The sequence below is a fragment of the Thiomicrorhabdus heinhorstiae genome, from assembly GCF_013391765.2.
GTDB lineage: Bacteria > Pseudomonadota > Gammaproteobacteria > Thiomicrospirales > Thiomicrospiraceae > Thiomicrorhabdus > Thiomicrorhabdus heinhorstiae.
The window spans coordinates 44,604-63,173 of record NZ_JACBGI020000012.1 but is presented as its reverse complement, the minus strand read 5'-3'; the positions used below and the strand labels follow the sequence as shown (position 1 = coordinate 63,173).

The window sequence follows — 18,570 nt, the reverse complement described above, 5'->3', positions numbered from 1 at the left end:
AAAACCAGCTGTGCCGCTTCTCGTTTAAATCCTGCTGAAAACGAACGTCTTTGTCTTTTCATTGAACACCTCTTTTTGATGGAGTTTACCACCTAAAAAAGCGTTCGGTTTTATTAGACCACTTCAGGTATTTCTTTAAAAATAACATGTGTAACTTTTTAGTTAATGGTATAGCAAACAAACCGTTCTCTCCCTTGGCTTTTTCCAGTGTCCAGTTTTGATTGTCGACACCAGGAAGACTAAAGTCGATTGCAGGAGCATCAAAGTCACAGACGGGTGTGGTAAGGCTAACCATGTTTTTTCTCCTTATTGCAAAATGGTAATCAGGCATTGATCTTACCCCAGGTCTAGGCAAGGAGCAAAGCCTGGCAGCCTTGTCCGCTTAGGGGGGGCGCTGGAAGCAGCGTTGAAATAAATTACAGAGACGTTTTTGGTTATTTTCGAGCTTAAAATTCAGTATGATTGCTCCAAGGCCTTGTAAGTCAGGGTTGTGAAAATATGCGTTTCGAGGAGGAGTCATGAAGCGATTTTTGATTGGGGTTTTATGTGCCAGTGCCAGTCTTACGGTTCGGGCGGACATGACGGTTGAGAATGTCGGGTTTCAAACCCCGGAATCGGTCGAGTATTCGGTCAAGACCGATAATTATTACGTTGCCAATATCAACGGCAGTCCTTTTGCCAGAGACGACAACGGTTTTATCTCTCTGTTGAGTCCGCAGGGAGAGGTGCTTGAATTAAAATGGATTTCCGGAGGGCTGAATGGTGTGCATTTAAATGCTCCGAAGGGCATGGCGGCTTTGGGTAATCGTTTATATGTGGCGGATATCGATCGTGTTCGCGTTTTCAGTTTACCTGACGGAAAACCGCTTTTTGAAGTTGAGGTGCCAGAGGCCAGTTTCTTGAACGGCGTTACACCTGCTTCACAGGGTGGTATCTGGGTGACCGATAGCGGTGTTAAGGAAGGGTTTAAGCCGAGCGGTAAGGATGCGGTTTATCATATTTCTGCCGACGGGGATTTGACGACGTTGGTCTCCGGAATGGATTTAGGACGACCAAACGGTGTGCTGGAAAAAGATGATGAGCTTTTGGTCGTAACCATTGCCAGCGGTCAGGTGCATCATTTTGACCTGAAGGGAAAACTGTTGAAGAGCGAAATTTTGCCGTTTAACCGTCTTGACGGTCTGGTGGAAGATGTTAACGGTAATGTGATCGTTTCAAGCTGGACGGCAAAAGCGGCACTGCAGTGGCAGGAAGGTGCAGAGCTGAAAACGATTTTCGAAGACTTGAATTCGCCGGCCGATTTAGGATTGGATACGCAGCGCAATCGTCTGCTGATTCCGTCATTCCTGGATAACAAGGTGTGGATTAAGTCTCTGCAGGATTGATTGCAGGCTTAGATAATAAAAAACCGGCGGTTACCAAAAAGTAAGTCGCCGGTTCTCCGTGCATCGACTATGGAGTCAATTAGGCTTTGGCAGCAGCGTAAAGCTCAGCCACTTTTTCCCAGTTTACTACATCCCACCACGCTTGCATATAGGCAGGGCGCAGGTTTTGGTAGCGTAGGTAGTATGCGTGTTCCCAAACATCAAGACCAAGGATTGGCGTACCTTTCACTTCTGCAACGTCCATCAAAGGGTTATCCTGATTCGGCGTAGAAGAAATTTCCAGCTTACCATCGGCAGAAACCGTTAGCCAAGCCCAACCTGAACCGAAGCGGGTCGCACCGGCAGTGTTGAATTTTTCTTTCATGGCGTCAAAGCCGCCGAAAGTGTCGTTGATGTCGTCGGCAAGTGTTCCGCTAGGAGCGCCCATGCTGTCTCCGGTCATGATTTCCCAGAAGAAAGCGTGGTTCCAGTGACCGCCACCGTTATTGCGTACTGCTGGGGAAATGCTTCCGGCATTCGCAACAAGTTCTTCCAAAGACTTATCTTCGTTCTCGGTACCTGCAATCGCGTTGTTAAGGTTGGTGATGTAGGTGTTATGGTGCTTAGTATGGTGAATTTCCATAGTGCGTGCGTCGATTGAGACTTCAAGTGCGTCGTAATCGTAAGGTAGATCTGGTAGCGTAAATGCCATGATGGTTTCCTTATGGTTTTGCAGTTTAAAGTGAGAGGCGGTCGAACATTGTCTGATCGGCCTCTGAAAATGATTTAAAACCTATTGTAGTCACTCTTTGGCGCTTGTAAATACCGAGTGTTTTAATCAGGTATCTTTGTTTCGTTTTCTGTCTGGAAATTCAGCAAATATTATCAAGTCGCTCCGGAGCCGGTGCGTAATCGCTGATTTTTTCAACTTCACTCGGAGGCATCTGCATATAGTAGCCTTTACTGTTGACCGATTCGTAGACTTTAGCGGCGTCCTCACGGGCCATTTTACGATTCGGGGTCAGTTCGAAATCGATAACGTGCTGAGGTTCTCCAAACATGACCAGCAGCTCTTTAGGAAGTTTTTCCAATCCGTCTTCTTGCGGGACAAACAGATAGAGTTCATCTTTCTTCGGGCTGCGGTAAGCCGAAACCGTGATTGCTTGCATGAGATAGTTTTCCTTACTGTAATTTGCCGGCTATTGTACCAAAATCCTTGGCTTGCGCAGACCATGAAATACTTGACCTCGGCTACGCATTTTTTTATGCTTAGCCGATTTTGAAAATAAATTTTGGATGTTTAACGATGTTAGGGAATAAGGTTAGTGTTTTCGGCGGAACCGGTTTTGTCGGTCGTGCGGTGGTCGCAGCTCTGTCGAATGCCGGTTATCAAATTGATCTTGTGGTCAGACGACCGGAGCGTTTTCGCGAGTTTGCGCTTTATCCAAACACTAAAGTTCGTACTTTAAGTTCGTTTGATGACAGCGAGGCTTTAAAGGCGATTTTAAACGGTAGCGACATCGTCATTAACTTGTTGGCCGATCGTTCCAAAACGACCGAAATGATTGAAGCCGACGATTTGGTTGAAGTCAATCGCAAGCTTAAGTCGGCGATGGAATCGGCCGGAGTGAAGCGCGTCGTAAGTTTGTCGCAATTGGGTGCTTCTACTAAACAGGACAGTCATGCCTGGCTGGGTACTTTGGGAGAAGCGGACAGCTTGATGCACGGAACGGCCAGTGCGGCGGTGACGATTTTACGTTCGAGCCTGATTATAGGCGAAGGCGACGAAAGTACGGCCTATTTTGTTAAGCAGTTGAAGCGTATGTCTTTACTGATGGTGGCGAATGCTTCGACCAGTGTGCAGCCAATTTGGGTAAAAGATTTGGCTGGTGCTCTGGTATCGGTGATCCGCAATGAAGAAACCTTCGGCAAGAAGCTGGAAGTCGCCGGGGAAGAGCGCATGAGCATGAAAGACCTTGGTGATCTGGTTGCCGAAATTATGGATGAAGATGCAGTGGTCTTGCCGATGTGCTCTTTGAATGCACGAATTATGTCGACCCTTGGCGGTTTGGCGCCGATTATTTCGGTTTCCAAGGCGCAGGTTTTGACTTTAGGCGCCGATCAGGTTTCGGATGCGGACTTTTCCAAGCTGTTCGGCTTTACTCCGAGCAATCTGGATTGGGCGATCTCAACCTACGCTGCACCACAGCATGTACGTGAACGCTATAATAGCTACCGTAAAACGGCAAACCGTGATCTTTAATATTTGATTCAATGTTCACTGTTTGAAAAGCCGTCTTTTACGACGGCTTTTTTATTGCCTCGAATAATCGCGCAGGCAAAATCTCTGTAAGGGCGAAAAGGGAAAAATGGCTTTTTTAGGAAAAGATTCTGCAAATGTGTATCTGGTCGGCGGTGTGGTTCGTGATCGTCTGCTCGGTATCGAAGTGTATGACCGTGACTGGGTGGTGGTCGGTGCGACGCCGCAAATGATGCTGGATGCCGGTTTTGAACAGGTAGGGAAAGATTTTCCGGTGTTTTTGCATCCGCAGACTAAGGAAGAGTATGCGCTGGCGCGTACCGAGCGCAAAGCCGGAAAAGGCTACCACGGTTTTACTGTGTTTGCCGAGCCGAGCGTAACCTTGCAAGAGGATCTGATTCGCCGTGATTTGACTATCAATGCAATGGCGCAGGATGAAGACGGTCAAATAATCGATCCCTATAACGGGCAGGCGGATCTGGAAAAACGTCTTTTACGGCATGTGTCCGCGGCGTTTTCGGAAGATCCTTTGCGAGTTCTGCGTGTCGCGCGTTTTGCTGCCAAATTGTCGCCATTCGGTTTTCAGCTGGCGGATGAAACGCGTCAGTTGATGAGCGAAATGACCTCGGCCGGTGAATTGGAGGCTCTAACCCCTGAAAGAGTTTGGCAGGAAGTGGTAAAGGTATTGAACTCTGCGGAACCGAGCTTGTTTTTTAAGGTGCTTGACGAAGTTGGTGCTTTGCAAGTGTTGTTCCCGGAATTGGATGCGCTGCATGGCGTGACTCAACCGGAAAAACATCATCCCGAAGGCGATGTCTGGATACATACCATGATGGTGTTGGATGCGGCCTGTAAGTTGACTTCGGACGTTTCGGTTCGCTTTGCCGCATTGGTGCATGATCTGGGCAAGGGAATCACACCGCAGGAATTGTGGCCGAAGCATCATGGGCATGAAGCTGCAGGCGTTCCTTTGGTAAAAGTTCTGTGCAAGCGTTATAAAATTCCGAAAAAAGTCGAACAGTTTGCTCTTAAGGTGACCGAGTATCACGGGGTGATTCATAAAGGGGTGGATTCACAAGGATTGCCGTACCTGAAACCGAAGACCTATTTAAAAGTGCTTAAGGCTTGCAGTGCTTTAAAAGACCCGCAAGGTTTTGACAAGATATTATTGGCCTGCGAGGCGGATGCCAAAGGCCGTCTCGGTTTTGAAGAGACGCCGTATCTACCTGCACTATTGTGGAGAGCGGTTTTGCATGCAGCCAATCAGGTGGATAATCGGGAGATTCTGTCCAGAGGTTTGCAGGGTGCAGCAGTCGGAGCGGCGATCGAAGCCGCCCAGAAAGAAAAAATCGCCGAATGTCTGGCAAATTTTAAAGTCATTGCTTAAATTTGAAGCAGAGATAACCTAGTCATAAGTTAGCAAGGCAGCAAATTCCGGCGGCTCGTCCGAACCGCCGGATCGTCACCAAAACCAGTTACTTAGCGACACTTTGCTGGAAACTGAAGGCTCCACGCAATTGACCCAGCTTGTAACCGATCGCGGTATCGTGCGGATAGAAGCCCTTGATTTTGTCTTCAAGCACTGCCGGTACGGTTTCGCCATGGCAGGTCAGGCAGACTTTTCCGGTTGGGATCGCTTTCATGTAACGGTAAGTGTCCTGACCGTCAATTTTGACGATTTCAAATTTTTCCAGAGTTTTGGGATCTTTTCCTTCCGCCAGAAGCTGGTTGAATTCATTCATTGTTGCGGTTTCCCAAGCATCCGCCTTCGCGGTTGCCGCTCGCGGTTTCAAACTGACGCGATTGACGTTCCAGCCGCTTTTTTCACTTAAGTTTTTTGCAATTTCCGGCGCTTTTTCATGGCAGATGTCGACGGCATGAATCGGACCGCCGGTTTTCATCGCTTTGCCGAGTTCCGGTTTTAGCTGTCCGAGAAACTCTTTCGCCAGCATGCGTGCTTCTTGCTGTTTCTCCGGCACAGTATTCGCATAGGCGCTGAGGGGAAGGGTCATAATCAGCCCGCTGAGTAGATAGTTTTTCATAGTGCGTCCCTTTTTATGATTTATGTATATATAAAATTAATTGATAAACAAGCCTAAGAATAACTTTTTCTTTAATCCAAGACAACACCATAAAAATTACGGTTTTTTTGCGTGTGAATTCGTGTATAAATAGGGAATTTAATTTTTTAGACTCTCGAAACTCGGTAAATCCTCATGTTGAAACGTTTAAACGTAGTAATCGTTCCGTTCTTGATCATCGCTCTCTCGATGGCGTCATTCTTCTATTTCAAGTCGACTAAACCGCAGCAAGCTCCGGTTGAAGTGAAGGAAAAGGTGTGGATGGTTGAAGCGATGGGGGCGAAATTTGAGGATCTGGCACCTTCGCAAACCTTATACGGTACAGTTGAATCCTATGCTCTGGTTACGGTGTCGGCGCCGATCAGTGCACTTGTCGATAAAGTTGCTGTCAAAGATGGGGACGAACCCAAGCGTGGAGCCCTGTTGCTTGAGCTGGATGATCAGGACTTACGTTTGCCGGTTGAGCAGGCTTCCGCCGATGTTGAAGATATTAAGGCTCAGATTGATCTTCAGCTTCTGGCGAATAAGGCAAACCAACAGCGACTGGAGCATGAGCAAAAAGTTCTGGAATTAAAGCGCGAAAAAGTGACGCGTACCCAGCAATTGTTGAAGAAAAATTTGGCTTCGCAATCGGCGGTAGACGATGTGAAAGAAGCGCTCGTCCGCCAAGAGTACAGTGTCGTAGGAGCGCAACTTTCCGTCCAGGAAAGTCGCCTGAAACTCGATCAGCTGAAAGCCAAACTGGCGAAGGCCAAAGCGGTTTTGGCGCAGGCGAAACTAAATCGTCAGCGCGGTAAAGTCGAGGCGCCTTATGATGCAAGAATTGCCAAGGTTTCGGTCAGCGAAGGTTCACGAGTCAATGCGGGAAGTGCATTGTTAAGTTACTACGCTTTGTCGAGTCTGGAGTTAAGGGCGCAGCTGCCGGCATCTGAGGTTGATTCGGTCGAGCAGGCTTTGCGTAAAGGCGAATCCTATGTGGCTTATGTGCAAACCGGGTCGGGTTCCAAAGCCGCTTTGCCGTTGTTGCGATTGTCCGGTGAGGCAAGTACCAGCGGAGTCGACGCTTTCTTTGATTTAAGCGCTGCCGGAAAAGATCTGCGTCCGGGCGATTTAATGGAAATTAATCTGCGCGGAGCGGCCCGCAGTAATCTTCTGGCACTACCCTATAGCGCTATTTACGGCAAGGATCGTATCTACCTGATCGAAAAAGATCGTTTGGCGGCCCGTACCGTCACGCTGGTTGGAGAGGTTCAGCGTGACGGTCGTCTTTGGGCGCTGATTGAGCCGAACTTCCCGGAAGGAAGCCGAGTGTGTATTACCCATCTGCCGAATGCGGTAACCGGGTTGAAAGTCTCTGAGGTGACGGAGTAATGGGTGAGATTAAAACCGCTTCGCCAAAACTGGACGAAGATCGCGATTTTGCGATCCAGGAAAAGAATTTTCGATCACATGGTTTAATCGGAATTTTTGCACGTCACAAAGTCGCCCCGAATCTGTTGATGATTATTATGATTCTTTCCGGAATCGTGGCGCTGTTTAAACTGAATGTGCAGTTTTTCCCGAATTTCGAACTGGATTACGCTTCGGTCAGAGTGGTCTGGCCGGGGGCCAATGCCGAAGATGTCGAGCGTTCGGTCACCGAACCGATCGAGCGAGTATTGCGCAATCTGGATAATCTGGACGAGATGACTTCAACCTCTGCGCTGGGGCTGTCGAGCATTTCTCTGAAGTTCAAGCAGGGCACCGATATGATCGAGGCGGTCGATCAGATCAATCAGAGGATTCGCGAGCTGAGGAATCTGCCACAGGACTCGCAGACGCCGATTATCGAACGTGTCGTACGCTACGAGCCGGTGGCTCGTCTACTGGTTATTAACGAAAAAGGTTCTCTGGACGAACTGCGTCCGCTGGTCAGGAAATATGAGCGGGAGCTGCTGGATAAGGGAATCGATAAGATCTCTTTTGTCGGTCTGCCGGAAGAAGAGATGGCGATCGAAATTCCGCAACGCAATCTGGAACATTATCAGTTGACACTGGATCAGGTTTCTAATCAGGTTGCTGCGATGAGTCGCGATTATCCGGCCGGATCGGTTGGGGATGACGATAGTGTTCGCGATTTAAGAGCGATCGAACAGAAGCGCAGTGAAACCGCATTCAAACAGGTGCCGTTGATTGCCAATAGTTCCCAGAACGTAACCTTGGGAGATATCGGTTCGGTCGAACGTCGCCCGATAAAGGATTCGCCGTATATTATGGTTGACGGTCATCCGGCGGTGGAGATGCAACTGCAGCGGGCGGAGAGCGGCGATACCCTGAAGTCGTCGAAAATTATGCAGGAATGGTTGGCTAAAACCGAGCCAACGCTGCCGAAAGGGGTTACCTTCAAGGTCTATGACGAGACTTGGTCGCTGGTTAATCAACGGATTATGCTGCTGGTCAATAACGGGATCGGCGGTCTGATTCTGGTAGTGTTGATTCTGTATCTGTTTATGAACGGCAGGGTCGCTTTCTGGATCGCCGTCGGGATTCCGGTCTCTTTTATGGCGACCTTGATGATTATGTATCTCGCTGGTGGTTCGATCAATATGGTCAGCCTGTTCGGTTTGATCATGGCGCTGGGGATTATCGTCGATGATGCCATCGTCGTCGGGGAGGATGCTTTGGCGCATCACGAACGCGGCGAACCGCATCTGCAGGCCGCCGAAGGTGGTGCGCACCGCATGTTCTGGCCGGTGACCGCCTCATCACTGACGACGGTCGCGGCCTTCTTGCCGTTGATGTTAATCGGTGGGGAGATGGGAAATATTCTGTTTGCCATTCCATTGGTGATTATTGCGGTGATTTTCGCTTCGTTGCTGGAAAGTTTCACCGTGCTTCCCGGTCATTTACGTCACGCTCTTTCTAAGGTAAAGCCCCCTGAAGAAGGTTCGATTCGTTACCGTCTGGATGCCACCATTGATCATTTAAGACATCATCAGTTCAGGCATATCATTCGCTGGGTTCTGACGCATAGAGGTATTACTTTGGCGTCGACTCTGGCGATGATGATTTTTGTGGTTGGTCTGTTGGCCGGCGGCCGTATGGGATTTGTGTTTTTCCCGTCGCCGGAATCGACGAAATTATTTGCTGATGCACGTTTTGTTGCCGGTACGCCATCGGACGTCTCCGCCAAGTATGTTGAGCACTTGTACGATGCTCTGCTGGAGACCGAGAAAGAGTTGGAACCGGGGATTCTTAAAGTAGCGGTAGTGCACTTTAATAAAACCAGCCGCCAAAGCGGACCGAATTTTTCCGGAATTAATATCGAGTTGGTCGAGCCGGATCAGCGTAAAACCCGCAATGCCGAGTTTATCCGAACGTGGCAGCAGAAAGCCGGAACCGTACCCGGTCTGGATGTGTTGACGATTGAAGCCCCGAGAATGGGGCCGCCTGGAAGCGATATCGATATTCGTTTAACCGGAGCGGATCCGAAGATGCTGAAGCAGGCATCACTAGATTTGCAGGAAGTTTTGACGCAGATTTCCGGGGTCAGTGGTATTCGTGATGACTTGCCTTTCGGGCGTGATCAACTGGTGTATCAATTGACCCCGCAGGGTGAAGCTTTAGGGTTTTCCTATGTCTCTCTTGGTGAACAGTTATCGGCTGCCTTTTCTGGCCGACTGGTGCAGATTTTCACTGACGGCGAGGATGAAATCGAAGTCCGTGTGCAGTATCCGTTGAATGAAAGGGTCTCTTTGGCGACCTTGAATAAAATGCAGGTGACCGCGTCGAACGGACAAAGAGTTGCCTTGAATTCGGTTGCAACCTGGAAGACGCAGAGAGGTTTTGATGTCATGCGTCATGTCGACGGTCAGCTGGCAGTGACCGTTGTCGGAGAAGTAGATAAAAATCTGAATAATGCCAACCAGATTTTGGCGTCTTTGCAAAAAACGGTCTTGGCGGATTTGCAGACAAAATATGGCATCAGTTACAGTCTGGAAGGGCAGAATGCCCGTCAGGCGGAAACTATGGCGGATATGAAGATTGGTTTGTTTATCGGCCTTTCACTGATTTACATCGTGTTGGCCTGGGTTTTCGGTTCTTACGGTTGGCCGTTGGTGGTGATGACGGCTATTCCATTCGGTCTGGTCGGTGCGATTATGGGGCACTGGTGGATGGGCTTGGATATGACGATTTTATCCTTGTTCGGTTTCTTCGGTCTGTCGGGAATCGTGGTTAATGACTCGATCATACTAGTCAGTTTTTACAAGCGATTGCGTGAAGCAGGGTTGAGTGTGAACGAAGCTCTGGAAGAGGCTGCGGTGCAGCGTGTGCGAGCGGTGCTTCTAACTTCCTTGACGACCATTGCCGGTTTAACGCCGTTGTTGTTTGAAACGTCTTTGCAGGCACAGTTCTTAATCCCGATGGCAACGGCGATTGCCTTCGGGTTAATGTTCTCGACTTTCCTTATTCTGTTGGTTATTCCGGCGATCCTGTCAATTTATGAAATGACCATGAATAATTTTTCGAAACCTGCAGAAAGTAAAGGCAACGCAAGTAAGGCTGTAAAAACCGTATAAAGTTTTTGCAGCCACTCGTGGCAAGGTGTCGTTTATTGATGTTGTGGATTCCATGGATGGTTGCACAGCATTAAACCTTCTTCTGTAGGAGGGCAAGTGATATCTAATCCTGCATTTTGCCATGCCTTAAAACCGCCGGCCAAGTTCACGACATTTTTGAATCCCATCTTACGCATGGTGTAGGTGGCCAGGGCGCCGCGTCCGCCGGCCTGACAAAATACCAGCCAACATTTATCCGGATCTTCCATATCAGGATCGTGTCCGGCAAAGTCCGTATCGCATTTCGGTTCGAGAAGTCCTCTTGAAATATGTTTTGACATTGGAATGGTTCCCGTCAGATATTCGTACGATTCTCTGACATCCAAAGGGGTATAACCGTTTTGCAATAATCCTCGCGCTTCCGCGTAGTCGACTTCATTAATAATCGCTTTCGCTTCCGTTACTAAATCTTTTAAATGAATGGGCATAAAAAATCTCCTTTTGTCGTTGATGAGATGGGTGCCACAATTGAAAGCGAGGTCTGAAAAGAGTGTTTCAAATCAATTTTATTCAAAAAAGTATTCACTTAGCATTGATTTGGAATAACATGATGAAAAAATTCATATTTTTGTCATTTTGAACTTTTAGTCTGGATGGCGAGATTTTAAATTGGATTTTGAGATAGTTTTCTTCTCAGGTTCAACAAGAAAACTTGATGAAAATGAAATTTTGAGAGAGAATACTTGTCCAAATTTATCTTGTAAAGTCGCTTTTATAGTAAATGACGGCATGAAAAATACCGTTAAGGCGGCTTTCTGCACACCGAATTTTTTTAAGAAAGTTGAGGAAGTTGTATGGCAACTCGTAGAGACCTAGCAAACGCTATCCGTGCCCTAAGTATGGATGCGGTTCAAAAAGCCAACTCTGGTCACCCAGGTGCACCAATGGGGATGGCGGACATCGCAGAAGTACTGTGGAATAGCCACATGAAATATAATCCGACCAACGCTAAGTGGGCGGATCGCGACCGTTTCGTACTGTCTAACGGTCACGGATCGATGCTGATCTACTCTCTATTGCACCTGACCGGTTTTAACCTAAGTATGGAAGACATCAAGCAGTTCCGTCAATTGCACGCGAAAACGGCGGGTCACCCTGAGTATGGTTATGCGGACGGTATCGAAACTACGACTGGTCCTCTAGGTCAAGGTATCACTAACGCTGTTGGTATGGCAATCGCTGAGCGTACTCTTGCCGCTCAATTCAACAAGCCTGGTCACGAAATCGTTGATCACCACACTTATGTCTTCATGGGTGACGGCTGTTTGATGGAAGGTCTTTCGCACGAAGCATGTGCGATGGCCGGTACTCTAGGCCTAGGTAAACTGATCGCATTCTGGGATGACAACGATATCTCTATCGACGGTAACATCGGTGACTGGATGGAGAAAGGTGTTCCTGGTCGTTTCGTATCTTACGATTGGCACGTTATTCCAAATGTTGACGGCCACGATGCGGATGCAATCAACGCGGCTATCGAAGAAGCGAAGAAAGTCACTGATAAGCCAACATTGATCTGTACTAAGACGGTTATCGGTTACGGTTCTCCAAACAAATGTGGTACTTACTCTTGTCACGGTGCACCTCTAGGTGACGATGAAATCGATCTAGTTCGTAAAGAATTGGGTTGGACAGCTGCTCCTTTCGAAATTCCGGAAGATATCTACGCTGGCTGGGACCACAAAGAGCAAGGTGCGACGGATGAAGCGGCATGGAATGCCAAATTCGAAGCTTACCGTGCGGAATACCCAGCTGAAGCTGCGGAGTTTGAACGCCGTATGGCTGGCGAACTTCCTGCAAACTTCGAAGTTGAAATGGATAAGTTCATTGCAGCCACTCAAGAAGAATCTCCAAAACTGGCTTCTCGTCAGGCTTCTCAGAAAGCGATCGAAAAATTGGGTGAAATCTTGCCTGAAATGTTCGGTGGTTCTGCCGACTTGACCGGTTCTAACCTGACCAACTGGTCGAAAATGGTTAAGGTCAACAAGGAAAATGCTAACGGTAACTACCTGTCATGGGGTGTCCGCGAATTCGGTATGGCGCACATGATGAACGGTATGGTTCTTCACGGTGGTTTCAAAGTGTTCGGCGGTACTTTCTTCATGTTCATGGAGTTCATGCGTAACGCTCTACGTATGTCGGCACTGATGAAAATCGGTACGATCTACGTTTACACTCACGACTCTATCGGTCTGGGTGAAGATGGTCCGACTCACCAGCCGGTTGAGCAGATGGCAACGATGCGCGTGATCCCTAACTTCCAAACCTGGCGTGCGTGTGACGCAGTTGAGTCTGCGGTTTCATGGAAAATTGCCATGATGCGTAGCAATGCTCCGACTGCTCTAGTATTCTCTCGTCAGGCGCTGACTCCTATGCCTCGTACTGCCGAGCAGGTTGCGAACATCGAGAAGGGTGGTTACGTACTGAAAGACTGTGCCGGTACTCCTGATATCATCTTTATTGCAACCGGTTCTGAAGTTGGCCTTGCGGTTGAAGCGGCAGAAGCGATGGATGCAAATGTACGTGTGGTTTCTATGCCATGTACTAATGCATACGACGAGCAAGATCAAGCCTATAAAGATTCTGTTCTTATCCCTGGTGTTAAGCGTGTAGCGATTGAAGCTGGTGTTGCAGATTCTTGGTATAAGTACATCGGTCTTGATGGCGGTACGGTTTGTATGTCTACTTTCGGTGAATCTGCGCCAGCTGACGAACTATTTAAAGAGTTCGGATTCACGGTTGAGAATGTTGTAGCGACTGCTAACAAGGTTCTTGGTAAGTAATTCATTGCCGCGCGTTCTCATGGATGAGGGAGCGCAGATTTCCTGTTTGTCGGCTGAGGGTGCAATGCCGGCAAACATAAGTTTTTTATTTTAAGAAACTGCATTAACCTCAGTGCAGTGTAATTTTTGGAGAAAACGATAATGACAATTAAAGTTGGTATCAATGGTTTCGGCCGTATCGGTCGTATGGCTTTCCGTGCAGCTGCTAAAGACTTCCAAGACATCGAAGTTGTAGCAATCAACGATCTACTAGATCCTGAATACCTAGCGTACATGCTTAAGTATGACTCAGTTCACGGTCGTTTCGACGGTACTGTTGAAGTTGAAGGCGGTAACCTAATCGTTAACGGTAAAACTATTCGTATCACTGCTGAGCGTAACCCAGCTGACCTTAAATGGGATGAAGTTGGTGCAGATCTAGTTATCGAATGTACTGGTTTCTTCCTAACTGAAGAAACTTGTCAAGCGCACATCGAAGCGGGTGCTAAGAAAGTTGTACAATCAGCGCCTTCTAAAGATGCAACTCCTATGTTCGTATACGGTGTAAACCACAACGAATACGCTGGTCAAGCAATCGTTTCTGCAGCTTCATGTACGACTAACGGTCTAGCTCCAATGGCGAAAGTTCTTAACGATAACTTTGGTATCAAACGTGGTCTTATGACGACTGTTCACGCTGCAACGGCAACTCAAAAAACAGTTGATGGTCCTTCAATGAAAGACTGGCGTGGTGGTCGCGGTATCCTAGAGAACATCATCCCTTCTTCTACTGGTGCTGCTAAAGCGGTAGGTAAAGTACTACCTGCTCTAAACGGTAAACTAACTGGTATGGCTTTCCGTGTTCCTACTTCTGACGTTTCTGTTGTTGACCTAACGGTTGAACTAGAAAAAGAAACTTCAATGGAAGAAATCTGTGCAGCAATGAAAGCAGCTTCAGAAGGCGAGCTAGCGGGTGTTCTTGGTTACACTGAAGAAGCGAACGTTTCTACTGACTTCCGTGGTGACTCTCGCCCATCTATCTTCGACGCAGGTGCTGGTATCGCTCTAGATTCTACTTTCGTTAAGTGTGTTGCTTGGTACGACAACGAGTATGGTTATACCTGTAACATGATGCGTGTTGTTCGTCACGTAGGTAGCAACTAAGAAATAGGTTTCTAGCTGATTAGCGAGTTACTTCGTTGTCAGACTTTGGTCACGTACTCGTTGTACGCTCCCGCAGTCTTCCTAGAATTAATCTCGCTACTCAGCGAAACTTTCCTTAGTGTAATTTGAGAGGTTAGTTTTCTAGCTTCTCAAATTAAATTTGCTTGTCGGTTTTCGTACAGAGAATTGAAAAGCAAATTTAATTTTTTAACTTAAATCCAAATGCCGCTGGTTCCAGTGGTTTTAACTTTGAATAAAGAGGACTCAACATGTCTGTAATTAAGATGTCTGACCTAGATTTGGCTGGTAAGCGCGTTCTTATCCGTGAAGACCTGAATGTACCAGTTAAAGACGGTAAAGTTACTTCTGACGCTCGTATCCGTGCTTCTTTGCCTACCATCAAAATGGCAGCGGATGCAGGTGCTAAAGTAATGCTTATGTCTCACCTTGGTCGTCCGACTGAAGGCGAATACGATGAAGCAGCTTCTTTGGCTCCGGTTGCAGCTGACCTTTCAGCAAAACTAGGTAAAGAAGTTCGCCTGGTTAAAGATTACCTTGACGGTGTTGAAGTTGCTGAAGGAGAAGTGGTTCTTCTGGAAAACGTTCGTTTCAACGTTGGTGAAAAGAAGAACTCTGAAGAGCTGTCTAAAAAATATGCCGCTCTTTGTGATATCTACGTAATGGATGCTTTCGGTACGGCTCACCGTGCACAAGCATCTACTCACGGTGCTGGCGCTTTCGCTGATGTCGCTTGTGCAGGTCCTCTTCTGGCGGCTGAGTTAGACGCTCTTGGAAAAGCACTAAACAACCCTGCGCGTCCTCTTGTAGCGATTGTTGGTGGTTCTAAAGTTTCTACTAAGCTAACGGTTCTTGAGTCTCTATCCGAGAAAGTGGATCAGCTGGTTGTTGGCGGTGGTATCGCGAACACTTTCATCGCGGCTGCCGGTAACCCGGTTGGTAAATCTCTATATGAAGCAGACTTGATCCCGACTTGTAACAAGCTAAACGAAATTATGGAAGGTCGCGGTGCGGCGATTCCTCTAGCGACTGATGTTGTTTGTGGTAAGGAATTCTCCGAGTCGGCAGCGGCTGAAACGAAAAATGTTGCCGATGTTGTCGATGATGACATGATCTTCGATATCGGTCCGGATTCTGCACAGGAACTAGCGGATATTATCATGAACGCAGGTACGGTTGTATGGAACGGTCCTGTCGGTGTATTCGAATTCGATCAGTTCGGTGAAGGGACTAAGAAAATCTCTATGGCAATCGCTGAATCTTCCGCTTTCTCTATCGCAGGTGGCGGTGACACTCTAGCGGCAATCGACAAGTACGATATCGCTGATAAGGTTTCTTACATCTCTACCGGTGGTGGTGCTTTCCTTGAGTTCTTGGAAGGTAAAAAACTACCAGCAGTTGCAATGCTTGAAGAAGCGGCTGCGAAGTAATTTTCCTGAACTGAACCGAAGTTCTGTTAAAAGAGCTTCGGTTTTCATCTTTTTGTCACTTTTGCTTGTTAAGTTTAATCTCCTAAAGGGTGACTCGGTAAGTAAACATATCGCAATCCCAGCCTATACTGGCTGCGGTTTCGTAAAGAAGAAGCGGCGATGCGTTTATTTTGCGAGACATCTTTGGGCAAACAAGCGTAATTTAAGAAGGAACTCCTTTACATGCCTACAAATGGTTTAAGAAGAACAAAAATTGTGGCAACTCTAGGGCCGGCTACAGATCGCGAAGGCGAATTGGAAAGAATGATTAAGGCTGGCGTCGACGTTGTACGTATCAATATGTCGCACGGTAGCCCTGAAGAGCACAAAGCCCGTGCTCAACGTGTCCGAGATTTGGCGGAAAAATACAACCACGAAGTGGGGGTATTGGTCGATTTACAAGGGCCAAAAATTCGTATCGCCCGCTTTGCCGAAGACAAAATCTTTTTGAATCCGGGTGATAAATTTGCGTTCGATAACAATGTCGGTAATAACGACGGTAACCAACATGAAGTCGGTCTGACTTATAAAAACCTTCCATACGACGTAAAAACCGGCGATAAACTGCTGCTGGATGACGGCCGTCTGGTATTTGAAGTAGACAATGTTGAAGGTGAGCGCGTAAACACCACGACCATCGTTGGTGGGACTTTGTCGAACAACAAAGGGATCAACTTGATGGGCGGCGGTCTTTCTGCTGCGGCACTGACCGACAAGGACAAGGAAGATATTATTACTGCAGCCGACATTCAGGCGGATTATCTGGCACTGTCTTTCCCTCGTTCTGCGGAAGATGTCGAATATTGCCGTTCTTTGGCGCAAAAAGCCGGCCTGAATTGCTCGATCGTTTCTAAAGTTGAGCGTGCTGAAGCGGTTGCCAACGATACTACTCTGGACGGTATTATTCTGGCTTCCGATGTCATTATGATCGCTCGTGGAGACTTGGGTGTTGAAGTCGGCGATGCTCAGCTGCCTGCATTGCAAAAGAAAATGATCAAACGTGCCCGTCAGCTGAACCGTGTTACTATCACGGCGACGCAGATGATGGAAACAATGATCGAAAATGCGATTCCGACCCGTGCTGAAGTCTTTGACGTTGCCAACGCGGTTATGGATGGTACCGATGCGGTAATGCTTTCCGGTGAAACGGCTACCGGTCGTTCACCGAGTTTGGTTATCGAAACCATGGGGCGTATCTGTCAAGAAGCTGAGAAACAGCGTTCTGCCCGTATGTCTACGCACCGTATCGACGAAAATTTCACTGCGGTTGACGAGACAGTTGCCATGGCGGCAATGTATGCAGCAAACCACTTCAGTGTTAAATGTATTATTGCTGTGACTGAATCCGGAAATACGGCGTTATTGATGTCGCGTATTTCTTCCGGCAAGCCGATTGTGGCCATGACTCCGCATTTGCAAACTCGCCGTAAAGTGACTTTGTATCGCGGTGTTTACCCTTCAACATTGGAATACGACGGTTTAACCGATGCGGAAGCAAAACAAGAGATTTTAAAGAAAGTGAAATCTTTCGGTATTGCCAACGCCGGAGATCTAGTTATCCTGACTCACGGCGAATCTCGCGGTGCTATGGGCGGTACAAATTGTTTGGAAATCGTTAAGATTCCATAAGTTTTTTACCTTAAGGCCGGGGGATAATCCCGGCCGATTACTATTTGGTGTGTTGTTTAAACACTGGTAAAATAGTAAAAATTATTTTTTGAAAACCAATAGAGGAGTCTCGCTATGGCGATGATTACACTTCGTGAATTAATGGACTACGCGGCAGAACACAGCTTTGGTATGCCTGCGTTTAACGTAAACAACATGGAACAAGTACGTGCAATCATGCGCGCTGCGGATGCTTGTGACTCTCCGGTAATCCTGCAAGGTTCTGCCGGTGCGCGTAAGTACGCGGGTGAGCCAATGCTACGTCACATGATCGAAGCTGCGACTGAAATGTTCCCACACATTCCTGTTGTTATGCACCAAGACCACGGTTCAGATGTAGGTGTTTGTTTGCGCGCTATCCAATCTGGCTTCACTTCTGTCATGATGGACGGTTCTCTTGAAGCTGACATGAAGACTCCTGCTTCATACGAGTACAACTCAGGCATCACTGCTGAAGTTGTTAAAATCGCTCACGCGGGTGGTGTTTCTGTCGAAGGTGAGCTAGGGTGTCTAGGTTCTCTTGAGACTGGTAAAATGGGTGAAGAAGACGGTCACGGTTCTGATGAAGAGCTGGATCACTCAATGCTTCTAACTGATCCTGAAGAAGCGGCTCAGTTCGTTAAAGACACTAACGTTGATGCACTTGCCGTTGCGGTTGGTACTTCTCACGGTGCTTACAAGTTCACTTCTAAGCCTTCTGATGACGTTCTTAAAATCGACCAGATCAAGAAAATCCACGAGCGTATCCCAACCACTCACCTTGTAATGCACGGTTCTTCTTCTGTTCCTGAAGAGTGGCTAGAAATCATCAACAACTACGGTGGTGATATGGGTCAAACTTACGGTGTTCCTGTTGAAGCGATCGTTGAAGGTATCAAATACGGTGTTCGTAAAGTAAACATCGATACTGACCTTCGTATGGCATCTACTGGTGCAATCCGTAAGCACTTGGCTGAAAACACAGCTAACTTCGATCCACGTAAATTCTTCAACGCTGCTGAAAATGCAATGATGGAAATCTGTAAAGCACGTTTCGAAGCATTCGGTTGTGCGGGTCACGCTTCTAAGATCAAGTCTCTTGGTCTAGAAGAGATGCAAGCTCGTTACGCTAACGGATCTCTAGATCAAAAAGTAAACTAAGCTACTTTCAGCTTAGATTATTGCTTAAAGAACCCGGCCTTAGTGC

General features: G+C 47.5%; 15 protein-coding genes. 10 read left to right on the top strand and 5 right to left on the bottom strand.

Annotated features, from left to right (window positions below):
• Positions 1-85 precede the first annotated feature (85 nt).
• Positions 86-295, bottom strand: coding sequence for a hypothetical protein (locus H8792_RS12745; protein WP_324187602.1), 210 nt, complete (start codon positions 293-295; stop codon positions 86-88).
• Positions 296-518: 223 nt separating this feature from the next.
• Here H8792_RS12745 and H8792_RS07505 point away from each other — a divergent pair, with 223 nt between their 5' ends.
• Positions 519-1,385 carry an SMP-30/gluconolactonase/LRE family protein gene (locus H8792_RS07505; protein ID WP_185978327.1) on the top strand — a complete coding sequence of 289 codons (867 nt, stop codon included), beginning with the start codon at positions 519-521 and terminating at the stop codon, positions 1,383-1,385.
• Between the two features lie 79 nt (positions 1,386-1,464).
• Here the strand turns inward: H8792_RS07505 and H8792_RS07500 are convergent, their stop codons facing one another.
• Both H8792_RS07500 and H8792_RS07495 read right to left on the bottom strand, forming a co-directional pair.
• On the bottom strand, positions 1,465-2,076 hold the full coding sequence (locus tag H8792_RS07500) for a superoxide dismutase (RefSeq protein ID WP_185978326.1): 612 nt from the start codon (positions 2,074-2,076) through the stop codon (positions 1,465-1,467).
• A 160-nt stretch (positions 2,077-2,236) separates the two neighbouring features.
• The gene (locus H8792_RS07495) at positions 2,237-2,533 is read right to left on the bottom strand and encodes a YcgL domain-containing protein (RefSeq protein WP_185978325.1); all 297 of its coding nucleotides are present in this window, start codon (positions 2,531-2,533) and stop codon (positions 2,237-2,239) included.
• 137 nt (positions 2,534-2,670) lie between these two features.
• On the opposite strand from H8792_RS07495, the gene H8792_RS07490 reads away from it, so the two are divergent.
• Together H8792_RS07490 and H8792_RS07485 are read left to right on the top strand one after the other, a co-directional pair.
• Complete coding sequence (locus H8792_RS07490) at positions 2,671-3,627, top strand: NAD(P)H-binding protein (RefSeq protein ID WP_185978324.1); 957 nt, start codon at positions 2,671-2,673, stop codon at positions 3,625-3,627.
• A 106-nt stretch (positions 3,628-3,733) separates the two neighbouring features.
• Positions 3,734-5,011 carry a multifunctional CCA addition/repair protein gene (locus H8792_RS07485; protein ID WP_185978323.1) on the top strand — a complete coding sequence of 426 codons (1,278 nt, stop codon included), beginning with the start codon at positions 3,734-3,736 and terminating at the stop codon, positions 5,009-5,011.
• Between the two features lie 88 nt (positions 5,012-5,099).
• Here the strand turns inward: H8792_RS07485 and H8792_RS07480 are convergent, their stop codons facing one another.
• Complete coding sequence (locus H8792_RS07480; protein ID WP_185978322.1) at positions 5,100-5,666, bottom strand: Tll0287-like domain-containing protein; 567 nt, start codon at positions 5,664-5,666, stop codon at positions 5,100-5,102.
• A 174-nt stretch (positions 5,667-5,840) separates the two neighbouring features.
• On the opposite strand from H8792_RS07480, the gene H8792_RS07475 reads away from it, so the two are divergent.
• Positions 5,841-7,076: an efflux RND transporter periplasmic adaptor subunit gene (locus tag H8792_RS07475; protein ID WP_185978321.1), complete on the top strand. Its 1,236-nt coding sequence runs from the start codon at positions 5,841-5,843 to the stop codon at positions 7,074-7,076.
• A complete protein-coding gene (locus tag H8792_RS07470; RefSeq protein ID WP_185978320.1) occupies positions 7,076-10,264 on the top strand; it encodes an efflux RND transporter permease subunit in 3,189 nt (1,062 codons plus the stop codon). Before H8792_RS07475 ends, H8792_RS07470 begins: the two co-directional genes overlap by 1 nt.
• 32 nt (positions 10,265-10,296) lie before the next feature.
• Here H8792_RS07470 and H8792_RS07465 read toward each other — a convergent pair whose 3' ends face one another.
• A complete protein-coding gene (locus H8792_RS07465) occupies positions 10,297-10,731 on the bottom strand; it encodes a rhodanese-like domain-containing protein (protein WP_185978319.1) in 435 nt (144 codons plus the stop codon).
• Positions 10,732-11,097: 366 nt separating this feature from the next.
• Between H8792_RS07465 and tkt the strand changes: the two genes are divergently transcribed.
• From tkt to fba, 5 genes are all read left to right on the top strand, one after another.
• Entirely contained in the window at positions 11,098-13,086 is a 1,989-nt protein-coding gene (gene tkt, locus H8792_RS07460) for a transketolase (protein ID WP_185978318.1), read from the top strand.
• 141 nt (positions 13,087-13,227) lie between these two features.
• Positions 13,228-14,229 (top strand): type I glyceraldehyde-3-phosphate dehydrogenase, encoded by a 1,002-nt coding sequence (gene gap / locus H8792_RS07455; RefSeq protein WP_185978317.1) that lies wholly within the window; start codon positions 13,228-13,230, stop codon positions 14,227-14,229.
• Positions 14,230-14,498: 269 nt separating this feature from the next.
• Complete coding sequence (locus tag H8792_RS07450) at positions 14,499-15,677, top strand: phosphoglycerate kinase (RefSeq protein ID WP_185978316.1); 1,179 nt, start codon at positions 14,499-14,501, stop codon at positions 15,675-15,677.
• Positions 15,678-15,899: 222 nt separating this feature from the next.
• Positions 15,900-17,345 carry a pyruvate kinase gene (pyk, locus tag H8792_RS07445; RefSeq protein ID WP_185978315.1) on the top strand — a complete coding sequence of 482 codons (1,446 nt, stop codon included), beginning with the start codon at positions 15,900-15,902 and terminating at the stop codon, positions 17,343-17,345.
• 114 nt (positions 17,346-17,459) lie between these two features.
• Positions 17,460-18,524: a class II fructose-bisphosphate aldolase gene (gene fba, locus H8792_RS07440; RefSeq protein WP_185978314.1), complete on the top strand. Its 1,065-nt coding sequence runs from the start codon at positions 17,460-17,462 to the stop codon at positions 18,522-18,524.
• The last annotated feature ends 46 nt before the right edge of the window (positions 18,525-18,570 follow it).

Bases quoted from the DNA above. Each gene is read 5' to 3' on its own strand.
- H8792_RS07485 (WP_185978323.1), top strand. From the start codon at position 3,734: ATGGCTTTTTTAGGAAAAGATTCTGCAAATGTGTATCTGGTCGGCGGT.
- H8792_RS07505 (WP_185978327.1), top strand. From the start codon at position 519: ATGAAGCGATTTTTGATTGGGGTTTTATGTGCCAGTGCCAGTCTTACG.
- H8792_RS07490 (WP_185978324.1), top strand. From the start codon at position 2,671: ATGTTAGGGAATAAGGTTAGTGTTTTCGGCGGAACCGGTTTTGTCGGT.
- tkt (WP_185978318.1), top strand. From the start codon at position 11,098: ATGGCAACTCGTAGAGACCTAGCAAACGCTATCCGTGCCCTAAGTATG.
- H8792_RS07470 (WP_185978320.1), top strand. From the start codon at position 7,076: ATGGGTGAGATTAAAACCGCTTCGCCAAAACTGGACGAAGATCGCGAT.
- H8792_RS07450 (WP_185978316.1), top strand. From the start codon at position 14,499: ATGTCTGTAATTAAGATGTCTGACCTAGATTTGGCTGGTAAGCGCGTT.
- H8792_RS07480 (WP_185978322.1), bottom strand. From the start codon at position 5,666: ATGAAAAACTATCTACTCAGCGGGCTGATTATGACCCTTCCCCTCAGC.
- H8792_RS07495 (WP_185978325.1), bottom strand. From the start codon at position 2,533: ATGCAAGCAATCACGGTTTCGGCTTACCGCAGCCCGAAGAAAGATGAA.
- pyk (WP_185978315.1), top strand. From the start codon at position 15,900: ATGCCTACAAATGGTTTAAGAAGAACAAAAATTGTGGCAACTCTAGGG.
- gap (WP_185978317.1), top strand. From the start codon at position 13,228: ATGACAATTAAAGTTGGTATCAATGGTTTCGGCCGTATCGGTCGTATG.
- H8792_RS07500 (WP_185978326.1), bottom strand. From the start codon at position 2,076: ATGGCATTTACGCTACCAGATCTACCTTACGATTACGACGCACTTGAA.
- H8792_RS07465 (WP_185978319.1), bottom strand. From the start codon at position 10,731: ATGCCCATTCATTTAAAAGATTTAGTAACGGAAGCGAAAGCGATTATT.
- H8792_RS07475 (WP_185978321.1), top strand. From the start codon at position 5,841: ATGTTGAAACGTTTAAACGTAGTAATCGTTCCGTTCTTGATCATCGCT.
- H8792_RS12745 (WP_324187602.1), bottom strand. From the start codon at position 295: ATGGTTAGCCTTACCACACCCGTCTGTGACTTTGATGCTCCTGCAATC.
- fba (WP_185978314.1), top strand. From the start codon at position 17,460: ATGGCGATGATTACACTTCGTGAATTAATGGACTACGCGGCAGAACAC.